The organism is Halopseudomonas yangmingensis, from assembly GCF_900114825.1.
GTDB lineage: Bacteria > Pseudomonadota > Gammaproteobacteria > Pseudomonadales > Pseudomonadaceae > Halopseudomonas > Halopseudomonas yangmingensis.
On sequence record NZ_FOUI01000010.1, the window covers coordinates 19,317 to 34,563 of the forward strand.

General features: G+C 63.2%; 13 protein-coding genes. 6 read left to right on the forward strand and 7 right to left on the reverse strand.

From position 1 onward, the window contains the following. The 3 genes from BMZ23_RS09930 to BMZ23_RS09940 are packed head-to-tail and all read left to right on the forward strand — an operon-like array spanning window position 1 to window position 3,272. Entirely contained in the window at window positions 1-957 is a 957-nt protein-coding gene (locus tag BMZ23_RS09930; protein ID WP_093476308.1) for a homoserine kinase, read from the forward strand. A gap of 48 nt (window positions 958-1,005) precedes the next feature. Beyond that, window positions 1,006-2,574, forward strand: a complete 1,569-nt coding sequence (locus tag BMZ23_RS09935) for a response regulator (protein WP_093476311.1) — start codon at window positions 1,006-1,008, stop codon at window positions 2,572-2,574. Beyond that, window positions 2,568-3,272: a sensor histidine kinase gene (locus tag BMZ23_RS09940; RefSeq protein WP_177197260.1), complete on the forward strand. Its 705-nt coding sequence runs from the start codon at window positions 2,568-2,570 to the stop codon at window positions 3,270-3,272. The genes BMZ23_RS09935 and BMZ23_RS09940 overlap by 7 nt, the downstream gene beginning before the upstream one ends. Before the next feature lie 19 nt (window positions 3,273-3,291). Here the strand turns inward: BMZ23_RS09940 and BMZ23_RS09945 are convergent, their stop codons facing one another. Continuing rightward, window positions 3,292-4,533: an OmpP1/FadL family transporter gene (locus BMZ23_RS09945; RefSeq protein ID WP_093476314.1), complete on the reverse strand. Its 1,242-nt coding sequence runs from the start codon at window positions 4,531-4,533 to the stop codon at window positions 3,292-3,294. Between the two features lie 285 nt (window positions 4,534-4,818). On the opposite strand from BMZ23_RS09945, the gene BMZ23_RS09950 reads away from it, so the two are divergent. Beyond that, window positions 4,819-6,441 carry a methyl-accepting chemotaxis protein gene (locus BMZ23_RS09950; protein WP_093476317.1) on the forward strand — a complete coding sequence of 541 codons (1,623 nt, stop codon included), beginning with the start codon at window positions 4,819-4,821 and terminating at the stop codon, window positions 6,439-6,441. A 67-nt stretch (window positions 6,442-6,508) separates the two neighbouring features. Here the strand turns inward: BMZ23_RS09950 and BMZ23_RS09955 are convergent, their stop codons facing one another. Beyond that, entirely contained in the window at window positions 6,509-7,531 is a 1,023-nt protein-coding gene (locus tag BMZ23_RS09955) for an NADP-dependent oxidoreductase (protein ID WP_093476320.1), read from the reverse strand. A gap of 203 nt (window positions 7,532-7,734) precedes the next feature. Continuing rightward, on the reverse strand, window positions 7,735-8,271 hold the full coding sequence (locus BMZ23_RS09960; RefSeq protein WP_093476323.1) for a gamma carbonic anhydrase family protein: 537 nt from the start codon (window positions 8,269-8,271) through the stop codon (window positions 7,735-7,737). A 130-nt stretch (window positions 8,272-8,401) separates the two neighbouring features. Between BMZ23_RS09960 and prlC the strand changes: the two genes are divergently transcribed. Together prlC and BMZ23_RS09970 are read left to right on the forward strand one after the other, a co-directional pair. Continuing rightward, a complete protein-coding gene (gene prlC / locus BMZ23_RS09965; protein WP_093476534.1) occupies window positions 8,402-10,447 on the forward strand; it encodes an oligopeptidase A in 2,046 nt (681 codons plus the stop codon). Next, window positions 10,444-10,719, forward strand: coding sequence for a YheV family putative zinc ribbon protein (locus BMZ23_RS09970; RefSeq protein WP_093476326.1), 276 nt, complete (start codon window positions 10,444-10,446; stop codon window positions 10,717-10,719). Before prlC ends, BMZ23_RS09970 begins: the two co-directional genes overlap by 4 nt. Here BMZ23_RS09970 and BMZ23_RS09975 read toward each other — a convergent pair. The 4 genes from BMZ23_RS09975 to BMZ23_RS09990 all read right to left on the reverse strand — a co-directional run bounded on the left by BMZ23_RS09975 (window position 10,710) and on the right by BMZ23_RS09990 (window position 15,160). Continuing rightward, window positions 10,710-11,387, reverse strand: a complete 678-nt coding sequence (locus BMZ23_RS09975; RefSeq protein WP_093476330.1) for a hypothetical protein — start codon at window positions 11,385-11,387, stop codon at window positions 10,710-10,712. The two genes, BMZ23_RS09970 and BMZ23_RS09975, sit on opposite strands and share 10 nt — an antisense overlap. A gap of 209 nt (window positions 11,388-11,596) precedes the next feature. After that, window positions 11,597-12,994: an FAD-binding oxidoreductase gene (locus BMZ23_RS09980; protein WP_093476333.1), complete on the reverse strand. Its 1,398-nt coding sequence runs from the start codon at window positions 12,992-12,994 to the stop codon at window positions 11,597-11,599. After that, window positions 12,987-14,198 carry an alpha-hydroxy acid oxidase gene (locus BMZ23_RS09985; protein WP_093476336.1) on the reverse strand — a complete coding sequence of 404 codons (1,212 nt, stop codon included), beginning with the start codon at window positions 14,196-14,198 and terminating at the stop codon, window positions 12,987-12,989. The genes BMZ23_RS09980 and BMZ23_RS09985 overlap by 8 nt, the downstream gene beginning before the upstream one ends. Beyond that, complete coding sequence (locus tag BMZ23_RS09990) at window positions 14,195-15,160, reverse strand: 2-hydroxyacid dehydrogenase (RefSeq protein WP_093476339.1); 966 nt, start codon at window positions 15,158-15,160, stop codon at window positions 14,195-14,197. Before BMZ23_RS09990 ends, BMZ23_RS09985 begins: the two co-directional genes overlap by 4 nt. Between the last annotated feature and the right edge of the window lie 87 nt (window positions 15,161-15,247).

Consider the following 15,247-nt stretch of genomic DNA (forward strand, 5'->3'; position numbering starts at 1 on the left):
GTGTCGGTATTTACCGAGGTCAGCCGCGAACAGCTGGAGCCGTTTCTCGGCGGCTTTGCACTGGGTCGGCTGATCGACTTCAGCGGGATTGCCGGTGGCAGTGAGAACAGCAATTTTTTTGTCGCCTGCGAAGGCGGCGAGTTTGTGCTGACGCTGATCGAGCGTGGCCCGCAGGATGAGCTGCCGTTCTTTGTCGAGCTGCTTGAGCAGTTGCGCAGCGCCGGCCTGCCGGTGCCCTACGCGATTGCCGATGGTCAGGGGCAGCGCCTGCACCGGCTGAATGGTCGGCCGGCGCTGTTGCAGCCACGGCTGCCCGGCCGGCATGTCGAGCAGCCGGATGCCAGCCATTGCCAGGCGGTCGGTCAGATGCTGGCGCGCCTGCACGCGGCGACCGCCAGCGGCGCGCTGCAGCGGCGCAGTGATCGCGGCCTGCTGTGGATGCTCGGCAGTGGCCGGCAATTGCGCGCCAGGCTTGATCAGGCGCAGTCGGCACAACTGCTCGATCCGCTACTGGCACAGATTGCCGACTGGCTGGCCGAGCCGCCGGCCCTGCCGACGGCGATCCTGCATGCCGACCTGTTCCGTGACAATGTGCTGTTCGAAGGGCATCACCTCACGGGCCTGATCGACTTCTACAATGCCCATACCGGCTGGACCCTGTATGACGTGGCGATTACCGTCAACGACTGGTGTCTGGATGCGCAGCAACGACTGCAGCCGGAACTGGCCCGGGCGCTGCTGGCCGGCTACGCGGCAATCCGCCCGTTCAGCGCCCACGAGGCTGACCTCTGGCCGGCGGTATTACGCCTGGCCGCGCTGCGCTTCTGGCTGTCGCGGCAACTGGCGGCCGAGCAACATGCCGGGCAGAGCGGGGTGCTGGTCAAGGACCCGGAGCATTTTAAGCGGGTACTGGTCGGGCATGCCGAGGTGCAGGTCGGCCTGCCGCTGGCACTCTGAGGCGGAGCAGCGGATGCTCCGGCAACTTTCAATCGACCAGGCCAACGCATGATCGACTTCAGCAAGAAACGCTTTCTGGTGGTGGACGACTTTTCCGAGTTTCGCAGCTCGATCAAGGGCATCCTGCGCCTGCTGGCGGTGCAGCAGATAGATACCGCCGGTAATGGCATCGAGGTTCTTGAACAGTGTCGTCGGCACAGGTATGACGTGATTCTGCACGATTACAACCTGGGTGACGGCCTCAATGGACAGCAGGTGCTAGAGCAATTGCACGCAGAAAAACTGCTGTCGCCGCAGAGTATTTTCATCATGGTCACCGCCGAGAATACCCAGGCCATGGTGCTGGCGGCGCTGGAGTGCGAGCCGGATGACTACCTGACCAAGCCGTTCAACAAGGTCACCCTGCAGACCCGGCTGGAGCGGCTGGTGCGGCGCAAACAGGTGCTGGCGCCGGTGCTGGCAGTGCTCGAAGCCGGAGACCATGCTGCGGTGCTGCGTGCTTGCCAGGCGATCCAGCAGGATGATCCGCGCCACGCGCCACTCTGCCAGCGCTATATGGCTGAAGCCTTGCAGGGGCTCGGCCGGCATACCGAACTTGAGCGCTTGCTGGAGCAGCAAGCACGAAGCCGTCCGGCGCCCTGGAACCTGTTGCAGCTGGCGCGGCTATGGCTGCGCCTGGGGCGTGTTGAGCAGGTCTCACGCTTGCTCGGCGCGGCTCAGCGACAGTTTCCGATGATGCCGGAACTGCGTGATGCTCAGGCCGAGTTGGCGGCGCTGCAAAATGACCCTGTTGCCGCGCAGCGGGCCTTGCAGCAAGCCGTTGAACTGTCGCCAAATACCCTGCGCCGGCAATCGGCACTGGCATGTCAGGCCTGGCTGAATAATGACCGTGATACCGCGCTGCGCGCCCTTCGCCAGTGCTGGGAGGTGGGGCGCTACAGTCCGGCATTTGATGGTGAGTTGCTCTGGCAGTTGGCTGCCGTGGTGGCCGGCGGCGCAGCTGAGCGCTTGCCGGAGGAAGCCCAGCACTGGCTGGCGATCGGCGACAAACAGTTTCGCCAGCATCAGCTCCTGCCGTCGCTTGCCGGCATGCTGCGGCTGCCGTCGGGCAGTCCGGCAGAGGATGTCGCGACCCTCTGGGCCGCGCTGGAAACCCGATTGCAGGACTGTAGTGCCCTGACGCTGATGTTGCTGGGCGACCGGCTGGCGGTGCTTGGCGCGGATCAGGCCGCACAGGCTGCCTGGATGCAGTGCTTGAGGCGACATGCAAATCTGCCCGGTTTGACGTCGCAGTTGCAGCAGCGTTTGCTGCAGGTGCAACTGGAAGGCCCGCAGCAGGCATTGCAGCTAGGCCGGGAAGCCCAGGCGCTGCACTGGCAGGAGCGTGGTGACGAGGCAGAGCCTTTGTTCGAGCAGGCCTTGACGCAGTCACCGCAGCAGGTCTGGCTGAATATGGCGGCGGCGCGTCTTTATCTCGACCAGCTGCAGCAGGGGCAACCGGAGGCTGACCTGCGCCTTAATGAATGTTTGCAGCGGATTGGCAGCCTGTCAGCGCTGGATCCCGACCACCCCGAGTATGCCCGCTTGCAGTCTGCGCTGGAGTTGAGTCCATGGTAAGAACGGTTGATTTTTCTACCCTGATGGCATCTACCGTACATGATCTGAAAAATGTGATTGCAGCTATTGGTCAGGCCTATGAAAGCCTGCATGCGCAGATGCCCGAGACACTGCAGCGCTCTGCCGATGCGCGTCTGATCGAGCGTGAGTCCGGGCGACTGGATGCCATGCTGATGCAGCTGCTGGGGCTCTACAAGCTGGAGCATCAGCAACTAAAACCGAATCCGGCCTACCATCGGCTGGATGACTTTTTTGAGGACCTGGTCAACCGCCACAAGGAACTGCTGAGCCATCGGGGTATTGAATGCCGGATAGTGCTGGCGGAGGATGGGCTTGAAGGTTTCTTCGATGCCGGCTTGCTGGCGACCGTATTGGACAACGCCCTAGGTAATGCCCTGCGCCATTGCCGGCATGCTCTGTGTTTGTCCGGCTGGCGTGAGCAGGACAGGATTTGGCTTAGCCTTTGTGATGATGGCCCGGGTTTCGCACCAGAACGGCTGGGGCCGGTCTGTGCGGAGCAAACCGGTAGCACTGTTGATCCGCAAACAGGAAGCACCGGGTTGGGGCTCTACTTTGCCGAGCGCATGGTGGCGCTGCATGATCTGGATGGTCAGCCGGCACTGTTGCAGTTGCGCAATGGCGGCGCCCTGCCGGGCGCCTGTGTGGAGATCGCGTTGCCGCTGCCCAGCCTGTTTTGAGGCCGGGCAGGGCCAGTGCTCAGAACAGGTAGTTGAACTGCGCGCCCAGGCCGTGGGCACTGTTCTTGTAAGTGGCGCGGTAGTTGCCCTTGCGCGGATTGCTGATGTCGATATCGGTATCTTCCTCGCGCAGGTAGCTCCAGGCCAGATCGACGCTGGTCTGCTCGCTCAGCTGCCAGCCAAGTCCAAGACTGACAGCTACGCGGTCGCCACTGGGAATACGCGGAGAGCGCTCGATATTATTGGTCGGACTCTGGTCAAAGGCGATACCGCTGCGCAGTTGCAGGCGCGGATTGAGCTGCAGGGTGGCGCCAAAGGCATAGGCCCAGCTGTCGTTCCAGTGCTGCTTTTCCTCAATCGCCGAGGGGAACGCGCTAACCGGCTTGATGGTCTGCAGGCGGCTCCAGCGGGTCCAGGCGGCACCGGCGTGCAGGGTCCAGCGTGGATCCAGTTGGTGGGTTACTGACAGGTCGATCATCTCCGGAGTGCGCAGGTCCAGCGTTGCCGGATAGTTGCCATTGACCGGCGGCGGCAGGTTGCGCACTTGCACCCTGCCTTCCAGGCGGTAGTCGACCATTGAGTGGTAAGTAACGCCCAGGCGTGTCGCTGGTGTTACCTGCAGCAGAGCGCCCAGGTTGTAGCCCACCGCGGTATCGTCACCCTTGATAATGATGCGGCCATCGGTGGCAGTACCGGTAAACACGGCTGTCTCCAGACGCCCGTCAACACGGTTCAGGGTTGGTCCGAAACCCAGCGACAGGCGTTCGTTGACCTTGTAGCTGAGGGTCGGCTGCAGGGTAATCACCCGTACTTCGCTGTAATCACCGAAATAACGGCCCTGAAAACCCCTTTCGTAATCGGTGATCATGCCGAAGGGTACATAGATTCCCACGCCAGCATGCCAGCGCTCATCCAGCGGGCGTACATAAAAACCCATGGGAACGCCGGTAAAGGGAACCATGTCACCCTTGTTGCTGCCCTGAACCTCTGTACCGAACGGTGAGTTGGCGCTGGCGCTGTCTATGCGGCTGCTGGCATGGATGACAGCAAGACCACCGCTGGCCTGGGCACGATCAAGCAGCGCCATGCCGGCAGGGTTGCCGTACAGGGTGGTTGCATCGCTGGCGGATGAGGAGCGGCCAGCAAAGGAGGTGCCCATGGCACTGATGCTTTGCTCATTGAGCGCAAAACCGGCGCCCGCGGCAATACCCGAGGCGCCGGCAACGCCGACAGCCAGCAGGCTGGCAAGGATTTTCTTCATTGGGGAGTAACTCCGGATGCGGGACTGGGGCCCGTCTTGTCGGTAGGTCGGGGTCGCGGCCTGGGGCGGGCCGCGAGGAACCAAACATGCGAATTATGTCATTGACGCTGCGGGCTTATCAAACGCTTAAGATGACCTGTCGGTCAATAACAGGAGTGGCAGTTTGCTTCCGGCTTGACCCATGACATTGAAATTCATGAAGCAACTGCATTAGGGTTCCCTGGTAGCTGTGATATGGGCTCATCGGGAGCCGGCAACCGGACCTGCTTGTACGGGAAACTGATAATGAAGAAGAATCGCTCGATCCGATTTCTTTTGCTGGCAGCTCTTGCCAGCGCCTTTACCCTGGTGCTTGCCTTCACTCTGCTGTACGCCAATCACAGCCAGCGTGCACACATGGAGGACTACACCAGAAAGTACGTTGAAGGTCTGCAGAAGTCCTATTTTGATGCGCTGAATACCATGATGGTGACCGGCACTATCGCCAATCAGCCATTGCTGCGTGAGCGCACCATGGCATCACCTGCGGTACTGGATGTGCGGGTGGTGCGCAGCGACAAGCTGAATGCCCTCTACGGCCCGGGAGCCGATTACCAGCGCAACCGTTCGCCAGAGGAAATGCAGGCGCTGCAGGGGGAGCGGGTTGAGCGTTATTCCATGAATGACAGTGGGCGTGTGTTCACCCTCTTGGAGCCGATCGTGGCAATGGCAGATTACCAGGGAGTCAATTGCCTGCTCTGCCATCAGGCTAATGAGGGCGATATTTTGGGCGCGATCCGTGTCGACTACTCGCTGGCTGAGAGTGATGCACGGCTGAATACCCAGCTGGTTACCAGCGCCAGCGTGCAGATCCTGATTTTTCTCCTCGCCTTTGCCGGCACGGCTGTGGTACTGGGCCGCCTGGTTACCGCACGCCTGCGTCAGCTTCATGACCGCATGGAAAGTATTGCCAGCAACTCCGATCTGACGATTCGTCTGGATGACTCGCGTAATGACGAGATTGGATCGGTTGCGCGGGCTTTCAACCGTATGGTCGGCAAGATAAACGCCAGTATGCATCTGGTGGTGGATAACGCCGGGCGGGTTCAGCAGGCCGCTGAACAGATTGCACACAAGGCTGACACCACGGTGCGCGAGGTAATGGCGCAGAAGGACAATACCGACCAGGTTGCCAGTGCTACTACTGAGATGGCTGCCTCGGCGGTGGAGGTCAGGGAAAACGCAGTGAATACCAGTCGCAAGTCGCTGGATACCACCAATGCCGCAAGCAATGGAGAACAACTGGCACGCAAGGCGGTACAGGGAATCGAACAGTTGAATGCCGAGGTGCAGGAGGGTGCGCGGCGGATTGCCGAGCTGGATCAGCGCACCAGTGCAATGAACGAGATGCTCACGGTGATCGCCACCATTGCTGACCAGACTAACCTGCTGGCGCTGAATGCGGCCATCGAGGCGGCGCGTGCCGGTGAAGCTGGACGCGGTTTTTCGGTGGTGGCCGATGAGGTGCGTGCGCTGGCTTCCCGGACCCAGGACTCCACGGAAGAAATTCGTCGCACCATTGATGGGCTGAAGGCCGAAGTGGTGGACTGTCTCGGCACCATGCAGCATGCGTCGTCATTGGCTGGCGATCAGGTACAGGCGATTTTGCACGTGGAGAACGAGCTGCAGACAATTGCCGGAGCGGTGCGTGAAATTACTGCACTGAATCAGCAGATGGAGCATGCTTCTGACGAGCAAAGCAAGGTTTCTGAGGCGGTCAACGGCAACCTGGCTGGCATCAGCCAGTCTGCTGAACAGACCTCGCGGGATGCTCAGGAAACCGCTCATATTGCTGCCGAGTTGCTGGGTATGGCGCAAACCCTGCGCGAAACCATCAATCAGTTCAAACTGGATAAATCTACCGACTGAGCGGGCGACCAGCCAATACAACAAAAGGGGCCATGGCGGCCCCTTTTGTGTAGCTGGCGAGCCAGCCTCAGTCGGCGATATGCACCAGCTGCTTGCCGAAGTTCTTGCCCTTGAGCATGCCCTTGAACGCCTCAACGGCATTCTCCAGACCTTCAGCAACGGTCTCGCTGTACTTCAGCTGACCGCTGGCGACCTGGCCGGCCAGCAACGCGGTGATTTCCTGATGCTGGTCCTGCCACTCGGTGACCAGAAAGAAGCGGTGCTCCGGCTTCGGATCCAGTGCGCCGAACACGTGGAACGGGGTTTCCACCTTGCTTGCGTCCTCGGCGTTGTAGGCCGACACGTAGCCGCAGATCGGCACCCGCGCGCCGGGATTCAGCAGCTTGGCCACGGCCCGGGTGACTTCGCCACCGACGTTCTCGAAATACACGTCGATGCCCTGCGGGCAGGCAGCGGCCATGTCGGCCTCGAGGTTGCCGGCCTTGTAGTCGACACAGGCGTCAAAGCCCAGCTCCTCGACCACATAGCGGCACTTCTCCGGGCCACCGGCCACACCAACCACGCGGCAACCCAGCTGCTTGGCGGTCTGGCCAACCACGGTGCCGACCGGACCGGAGGCGGCGGATACCACCACGGTCTCACCGGCCTTTGGCTTGCCGACATACATCAGGCCGCAGTAACCGGTACGTCCGGGCATGCCGGCCACGCCCAGGTAAGTCTGCAGCGGCGCGCCCTGATCCTTGATCTTGTACACCATGGGGGCGTCACCGGGGATGATGCAGTACTCCTGCCAGCCGGAATACACAGTGACCAGATCGCCGGCCTGGTAGTTGGCGGAGTTGGATTCGACTACTCGGCCAACGCTTTCGCCGACGATCGGCGCACCGATCTCGATCGGGTCCATATAGCCCTTGCTGTCGTTCATGCGCGGGCGCATGTAGGGATCAAGCGACAGCCACAGCGTCTGGATCAGCACTTCGTCATCGCGAAGTTCGCGCACAGGTTCTTCCTTGAGAAGCAGGTCGCCATCGCGGATTTCGCCCTGCGGGCGCTGGTTCAGCACAATCTTGCGGTTGGTATAGCGGCTCATTGAAAACCTCGTGTTCGCTGCAAACGGTGTATGCGGCCCGAACAGCGTTCAGCGGGCTCGCCAGGAATTGGATGATAAACCAGCCGCCGTGACGATTCGGTCACCATTCATCGAACTGATTAGCTATCAGTCAGCCGGCCGAACCCCTAAAAGGGGACAGATTTATTTTTCTCAGAAAAATAAATCTGTCCCCTTTTAGGGGGCTACCGGTTTTCGGCCAGATGCTGGTCCTTCAGCCGCACATAGTTTGCGGCGGTGTAGTTGAAGAACTCGATTTCACGGTCGCTCAGCCTGCGCACCTCGCGGGCCGGGCTGCCCATGTACAGGTGGCCGCTTTTCAGGCGTTTGCCGGCGGGCACCAGGCTGCCGGCACCGAGGATCACCTGGTCCTCGATCACCGCACCGTCCATCACTATGCTGCCCATGCCGACCAGAATGCGGTTGCCCAGGGTGCAGCCGTGCAGCAGCACCTTGTGGCCGATGGTTACTTCCTCGCCGATGCTCAGGGCAAAGCCCTCCGGGTTGAACGGCCCGGCGTGGGTGATGTGCAGCACGCTGCCGTCCTGCACACTGCTGCGTGCGCCGATGCGGATGCTGTGCATATCGCCACGGATCACCGTGCACGGCCATACCGAGCAATCATCGCCCAGCTCGACATCGCCCAGCACCACCGCGCTGGGGTCGATGAACACCCGTTGGCCCAGCCGTGGCTGCTGGCCTTGGAAACTGCGTATCGCCATTGCCTTGCCCTTGAATTGTGCGGCTATCGCCTTCATTGAAAACTTTCAACCACAGTACGCTGCCAAGCGGCCCCTGGTCGATTACCATGCGGGCATTGTAAGTCACTTGCCGATTCAGGATACCCAGCGCATGTCCAACCCCCTGCTGCAACCCTATGACCTGCCCCCGTTTGCCGCGATGCGTGCCGAGCAGGTAAAGCCGGCCATCGAACAGATTCTGGCGGACAATCGCCAGACCCTCGAGGCGCTGCTGGACAACCCGCCGGTGCAGTGGAGCTGGGCCACGCTGGTGCAGCCGCTGGACGAGATGGGCGAGCGACTGAGCCGCGCCTGGTCGCCGGTCAGTCACCTGAATGCGGTGATGAACAGCCCCGAGCTGCGTGAAGCCTATGACAGCTGCCTGCCGCTGCTGAGCCAGTACTACACCGAGCTGGGACAGAACCAGCGGCTCTATCAGGCCTACCAGCAGTTGGCCGAAGGTCCGGCCTTTGCCACCCTGGATCAGACCCAGCAGACCATTGTGCAGCACGCCCTGCGTGACTTCCGGCTGTCCGGGATTGCCCTGCCCGCCGAGCAGCAGCAGCGCTATGGCGAGCTGCAGATGCGCCTGTCGGAGCTGGCCAGTCGCTTCTCCAACCAGCTGCTGGATGCCACCCAGGCCTGGAGCAAGTCGTTTACTGATGCGGCGGCGCTGGATGGCCTGCCGGAGTCGGCACTGGCGCAGGCCCGTGATGCCGCCCAGGCGCGTGGCGAGGATGGCTGGCTGGTGACCCTGGATTTCCCCAGCTACTACGCGGTGATGACCTATGCCCACGACCGCGCGCTGCGGCAGGAGCTGTACACCGCCTACTGCACCCGTGCCTCCGATCAGGGGCCGCAGGCCGGCCAGTTCGACAATGGCCCGCTGATTGATGAAACCCTGCAGCTGCGTCAGGAGCTGGCGAGCCTGCTGGGCTTTGCCAGCTATGCCGAGCTGTCGCTGGCGACCAAGATGGCCGAGACGCCGGAGCAGGTGCTGCAGTTCCTGCGTGACCTGGCCAGCCGCAGCCGCCCGCACGCCGAGCAGGATCTGGCCGAGCTGCGTGCCTTTGCCGCCGAGCGCGGCTGCACGGATCTGCAGAGCTGGGATGTCGGTTACTTCAGCGAACAGCTGCGCCAGCACCGCTATGCCATCTCGCAGGAGGAGCTGCGCCCGTATTTCCCGGTGGATACCGTGATCAACGGCATGTTCGCGATTGTCCAGCGCCTGTACGGTATCGAACTGCGCGAGGTGCAGGCGTTCGAGCGCTGGCATGCCGATGCGCGGCTGTTCGAGGTGTTCGAGCAGGGCCAGCGCATCGGGCGTTTCTTCCTTGACCTGTATGCCCGCAGCCACAAGCGCGGCGGGGCCTGGATGGATGGCTGTCGTGACCGCCGGCGCCTGCCGGACGGCCAGCTGCAGCAGCCGATTGCCTATCTGGTCGGCAACTTCACCCCGGCCAGCGGCGGCAAGCCGGCACTGCTGACACATGACGAAGTGACCACGCTGTTCCATGAGTTCGGCCATGGCCTGCACCACCTGCTGACCCGTGTCGACTACCCGGCGGCCTCCGGTATCAACGGGGTGGCCTGGGATGCGGTGGAGCTGCCCAGTCAGTTTATGGAGAACTGGTGCTGGGAGCCCGAGGGGCTGGCGCTGATTTCCGGCCATTACCAGACTGGCGAGCCGCTGCCACAGGCGCTGCTGGACAAGATGCTGGCGGCGCGCAACTTCCAGTCCGGGCTGGGCATGCTGCGCCAGGTCGAGTTCTCGCTGTTTGATTTCGAACTGCATGCTGGCTGCCATCCGGACCAGAGTGTGCAGCAGGTGCTGGATGCAGTGCGCGCGCAGACCTCGGTATTCCCGCCGCCGGCGTTCAACCGTTTCCAGAATGGCTTCAGTCATATCTTTGCCGGCGGCTACGCGGCCGGTTACTACAGCTACAAGTGGGCCGAGGTGCTGTCCGCCGATGCCTTCTCGCGTTTCGAGGAGGAGGGCGTGCTCAACCCGCAAACCGGCAGGTCGTTCCGTGACAACGTGCTGGCGCAGGGCGGCAGTCGTGAGCCGATGGCCTTGTTTGTCGAGTTCCGTGGTCGCGAGCCGAGCATCGAACCCTTGCTGCGCCACAGCGGACTGCTCGGGGAGCGTGCCGCATGAGCACGCCACCCAAGCGCTTCATTGCTGGCGCGGTATGCCCGGCCTGCAGCCGCATGGATACCATCCGCAGCTGGCACGAAGACGGCGTGATGCACCGCGAGTGCGTCGAATGTGGCTATGCCGACAGTCTGGATGAGCGCGGCAACAGTGTGCCGCGCGAGCTTGATACCCGGGTCACCCCGGCAGCGCCGAAACCGGCCGACCCGCAGGTGCAGCCGGTGAAGTTCTTCGTCAATCCGCGGCTGAAAAAGGACGCTGACCCTCAGTCCTGATCGTCCAGCGGGCAGGGCAGGTGGTTGGCGCATTGCGGTAGCCGCAGGCTCAGCCCGAGCTCGCTGGACAGGCAGCTGCAGCTGGCCCAGGCGCTGCGCGCGGCCTGACTGGCGCTGGCCAGCCGGTAGTCGGCAAAGGCGCTTTGTTCGAACACCCGTGCCGGCAGCAGACGCTCTACCGCCCGCTGCACGGCCAGGTCCAGCTGGTTGCTGAAGGGCTCGCCGAGCAGGTGGTGGACGATCAGGTTGGCGGTGGTGTTGTTCAGCGGGATCAGTGGGCCGGCCCCGGCGGCCATGTAGCGCTCGTTGACTTCCTCGATCAGCCGCTGCGCCAGGTAGGCCTCATCCAGCAGCTCGAGCAAGCCGCTGTGCTCTGCCGGCAGTTCCGCCGGCCGGGCAAAGAAGGTACTGGCCACCCGCAGCACCGGCAGCACCTGCTCGCTCAGACCATGATTGCGCGCTACCTCACCCGCCTGTTCCAGCAGATCCGGTACCTGGCCGATATAGGCACGGGCAAAGCCCAGCAGGTTGCTGTCGCCGTTGTCACCCAGGGCAATCGCCCGGTGCAGTTCGCCGCTGCGTTGCTGCAACCAGTGCTGCAAGGCATGCCCGTAGTGTTCTTCGTCGCTGGCCTGCTGCAGGCGTTGGCGCAATGCCTGAATATCCATGACTGCTCTCCTGCTGCCCGCAGGCAGCGACTGCTGACGCGGTGGTGGATGCGCCACAGCCGGGATGTGGGCTGTATCGACGCAGCTTGGGTGTAGCACAGCAGAAAACTTAGCAGTGGTGTTGCAAATCGTCAAAGTGGATCAGTTCGAGGCATTGGCAGTTGCTGACCCTGCTGCCCTTGCCGCGCAGTCTGGCCGCACGCCGAGCTTCAGGCTATCACCTTTCCGGGGTTGAGCAGGCCCTTGGGGTCGAGACTCCGCTTGAGCAGTTGCATCAGCGCGATTTCCTCCGGCGTGCGCGACAGCTGCAGGTAGTCGCGTTTCTCCAGACCTATGCCGTGTTCCGCTGACACCGAGCCGCCGAGTGCCTGCAGCGGGGTATATACCAGTTGTTCGATGGCGCGGCGGGTCTCGGCGCTGGCGTCGCCAACGCTGGTCACCAGGTGCAGGTTGCCATCCCCGAGGTGGCCGAACACCAGCAGCTTGCCGCGCTCGCCGAACTGTTCGCGCAATGCCTGTTCGACACCCTGCACATAGCGCTCCATCGCCTCGATTGGCAGGCTGACATCAAAGCTCACCGGCGGCATCATCGCCGCGACTATCGACGGGATGTCCTCGCGGATTGCCCACAGGCTGTCACGCTGGGCACGCGACTGGGCGATCACCGCATCCACCGCCAGCTCCTGTTCAAGCATCTGTGCCAGCACCCGTTCGAACTGTTCGGCGTCGTGCAGTGGTTCACTGCCCAGCGCCTCGACCATCACATACCAGGGCTGGTCGGCCGGCAGTGGCGGGATGTGCTTGCCGGATTCCACTGCCACCGTGCGATAGTGGCTCTGCCACATCACCTCGAAGGCACTCAGGCGCCCGCCGAGTTCACGGTTCAGACTGTGCAGCAGACGGGTCAGGGCATTGAACGAGGGCACTGCCAGCAGCGCGTTCTGCTCGCTGCCGGGTAAGGGTTGCAGGCGAAGTACCGCGCGGGTGATCACCCCGAGGGTGCCCTCGCTGCCGATAAACAGCTGTTTGAGGTCGTAGCCGGCATTGTTCTTGATCATGCGGTTCATCGAGTCGAGCACGGTGCCGTCAGCCAGCACCACTTCCAGCCCAAGTACCTGCTGGCGGGTCATGCCATAGCGGATCACCCGCATGCCGCCGGCATTGGTGGCGATATTGCCGCCAATGGTGCAGGAGCCACGCGAGCCGAGATCCAGCGGAAACATCAGGCCGTGCTGTTCGGCCAGCTCCTGCACGCTCTGCAGGGGTACACCGGCCTGCACGGTGATGGTGGCGGCCTGTGGATTGCAGTCCTCGATGGCGGTCATGCGCTCCAACGACAGGATGATCTCGTCACTGGCGGTTTCAGTGCCGTGCACCAGCCCGGTACGCCCGCCCTGGGTGACCACCGGCTGGCCGGCGGCGTGACACAGATGCAGCAACTGACTGACCTGCGTGGTGTTGCGTGGCAGCATCACTGCCAGAGCGCGGCTGGGTTCGCGGCCGGGCCAGCAGTCGCTGCGTTGCGCTACATCGCTGCCGGTCAGCAGGCCGTCGTTGTCCAGCACCTCCAGCAGTGCCGGGCGCAGTTGTTGAAAACGCTCAGTCATGGCTGTGCTCCCGGTGGACAGTGGTGGCCTGCTGCGGGTCCCAGCGCGGTGCCGGGTTGCGCACCAGATCCGGGCCGATCTCGCTGAGGCGTGGGCAGCCGGCGAGGATCATGTTGCGTTCCAGTTCGCTGCGCAGCATCTGCAGGGCGCGTACCGCGCCATCCTCACCGCCGGCAGCCAGTCCGTACAGGTAGGGCCGGCCGACACTGCAGGCACTGGCACCCATCGCCAGCGCCTTGAGGATATGGGTGCCACGGCGAATGCCGCCATCGACGATGATGTCAATCTTCGGTCCCACTGCGGCGCGGATTTCCGCCACCAGCTCGATCGGTGCCGGGGTGCTGTCCAGCTGGCGTCCGCCGTGGTTGGAGATAAACAGCGCGCTGGCGCCCATCTCCACCGCGCGGCGGGCATCGGCGGCGGACATGATGCCCTTGATCGCAAAGGGGCCCCCCCACTGGCGGATCATGCGTTCGGCGTGCGCCCAGTTGAGCCGGCGCTCAAGTAGTCCGCCCAGGTAGCTGGCCATGTCGCGCTTGCCGTCCTTGCCGGGGCGGATGCGGTCCGACAGGTTGGCCAGATCCCACTTTGGCCGGCTCAGGTAGTTCCACACCCAGCGTGGTCGCGCGGCAAACTGCAGGGCGCTTTTCGGGCTGAGTTTTGGCGGGATGTTCATGCCGGCGCGCGCCACTTCCTCGCGGTTGCCGCCGACCACGGTATCCACGGTCAGGCACATCGCCGTATAGCCCGCAGCACGGGCTCGCTCGATCAACTGGTCGTTGAGCTGCTGGTCGGTAACCACATAGACCTGGAACATCTTCGGTGCCGGACTGGCGGCGGCGATGCTTTCCAGGTCGACACTGGAGAAGGTCGAGGCGCAGTACAGGGTGCCGGCCCGCGCGGCGGCGCGCACCGCCGCCAGTTCGCCATCCGGATGGAATAGCTTGGTCATGCCGGTCGGCGCCATGATCAGGGGCCAGTCGATGTCGCAGCCGAATACCCGGGTGCGCGTGTCCAGCTGGCTGACATCCGCCAGGGCGCGCGGCTGCAGCTGGTAATGCTCGAAGGCGCTGGTGTTGTTGCGCAGGCTGTATTCATCGTCGGCGCCGCGTTCCAGATACTGGTAGATCGGAAACGGCAGGCGGGATCGGGCGCGCCGGTGCAGGTCGGCGATATTCAGGCAACCCTTGAGTGGATCGGTCATGCGGGTTCTCCGGCAGGTGGCAGGCTGACCCGGTCGAGCGGGGCGCCATTGGCGAGGAAGTGGCGGATATTCGCCAGCAGGCGCAGCGCCATGTCCTGGCGGCATTCGCCGGTGGCGCTGCCGATATGCGGCAGCAGGGTGACATTCGCCAGGGCGGCGAGACCGGCGGTCAGCTGTGGTTCATGCTCGAATACATCCAGCCCGGCGGCGGCCGGCCGACCGTGGCGCAGTGCATCGACCAGTGCCTGTTCGTCAATCAGCGCGCCCCGACCGGTATTGATCAGCACGCTGCCGGGCTTCATCAGCGCCAGTCGCTCGGCATTCAGCAGGTGGCGGGTATGCTGGTTGAGCGGGCAATGCAGGCTGAGAATGTCGCTGCGCTCCAGCAACTGTTCGAGGGTGCTGCAATAGCTGATGCCAAGTGCCTGCTCCAGCGCCGGCTTGCGCCGTGGTGCGTGATACATCAGGCGCATGCCAAAACCGCTGGCGCGTCGGGCGACCGCCTGGCCGATGCTGCCCAGACCGACGATGCCGAGGGTGCGGCCATGTACCCGTTGCCCGAGCGGCGGGCTGTCGCCCTCGGCCCAGCGGCCCTCGCGCAAGAAGCGTTCGCTGGCGCTGAGGCGCCGGCAGGCGGACAGCAGCAGGGCCCAGGCCAGGTCGGCGGTGTCTTCGGTAACTACCGGGGTATTGCTTACCGCGATGCCGCGCTTGTGTGCCGCCTGCAGGTCAATGTTGTCATAACCGACGCCAATATTGGCGATCAGCCGGAGGGATGCCGGCAGGCTGTCGATCAGTTCGGCGTTGACCGGGTCCAGCGCACTGCTGACCCAGATGCGCAGGGAGGCCGGCGGGACTTGCCCGGGTTCGGCTACCCACACCTCGCCAAAGCTTTGCAGGCCCTGCATAAAACCGCCCGGCAGGGCACGCGGCAGGCCGATCAGCGGGTGTATGGGTTTCATCGGTGGCCTCTCCGACTGGTGCTGGAGGATTTCAGCTGGGGCATCACAGGTTCTCCCGGTGTTGTTATCGGCCCTGGGCAGGGCGCT

Coding starts and splice junctions, on each gene's coding strand:
- prlC (WP_093476534.1), top strand. CDS start 8,402: ATGTCCAACCCCCTGCTGCAACCCTATGACCTGCCCCCGTTTGCCGCG.
- BMZ23_RS09945 (WP_093476314.1), bottom strand. CDS start 4,533: ATGAAGAAAATCCTTGCCAGCCTGCTGGCTGTCGGCGTTGCCGGCGCC.
- BMZ23_RS09985 (WP_093476336.1), bottom strand. CDS start 14,198: ATGACCGATCCACTCAAGGGTTGCCTGAATATCGCCGACCTGCACCGG.
- BMZ23_RS09940 (WP_177197260.1), top strand. CDS start 2,568: ATGGTAAGAACGGTTGATTTTTCTACCCTGATGGCATCTACCGTACAT.
- BMZ23_RS09970 (WP_093476326.1), top strand. CDS start 10,444: ATGAGCACGCCACCCAAGCGCTTCATTGCTGGCGCGGTATGCCCGGCC.
- BMZ23_RS09955 (WP_093476320.1), bottom strand. CDS start 7,531: ATGAGCCGCTATACCAACCGCAAGATTGTGCTGAACCAGCGCCCGCAG.
- BMZ23_RS09990 (WP_093476339.1), bottom strand. CDS start 15,160: ATGAAACCCATACACCCGCTGATCGGCCTGCCGCGTGCCCTGCCGGGC.
- BMZ23_RS09975 (WP_093476330.1), bottom strand. CDS start 11,387: ATGGATATTCAGGCATTGCGCCAACGCCTGCAGCAGGCCAGCGACGAA.
- BMZ23_RS09980 (WP_093476333.1), bottom strand. CDS start 12,994: ATGACTGAGCGTTTTCAACAACTGCGCCCGGCACTGCTGGAGGTGCTG.
- BMZ23_RS09935 (WP_093476311.1), top strand. CDS start 1,006: ATGATCGACTTCAGCAAGAAACGCTTTCTGGTGGTGGACGACTTTTCC.
- BMZ23_RS09960 (WP_093476323.1), bottom strand. CDS start 8,271: ATGGCGATACGCAGTTTCCAAGGCCAGCAGCCACGGCTGGGCCAACGG.
- BMZ23_RS09950 (WP_093476317.1), top strand. CDS start 4,819: ATGAAGAAGAATCGCTCGATCCGATTTCTTTTGCTGGCAGCTCTTGCC.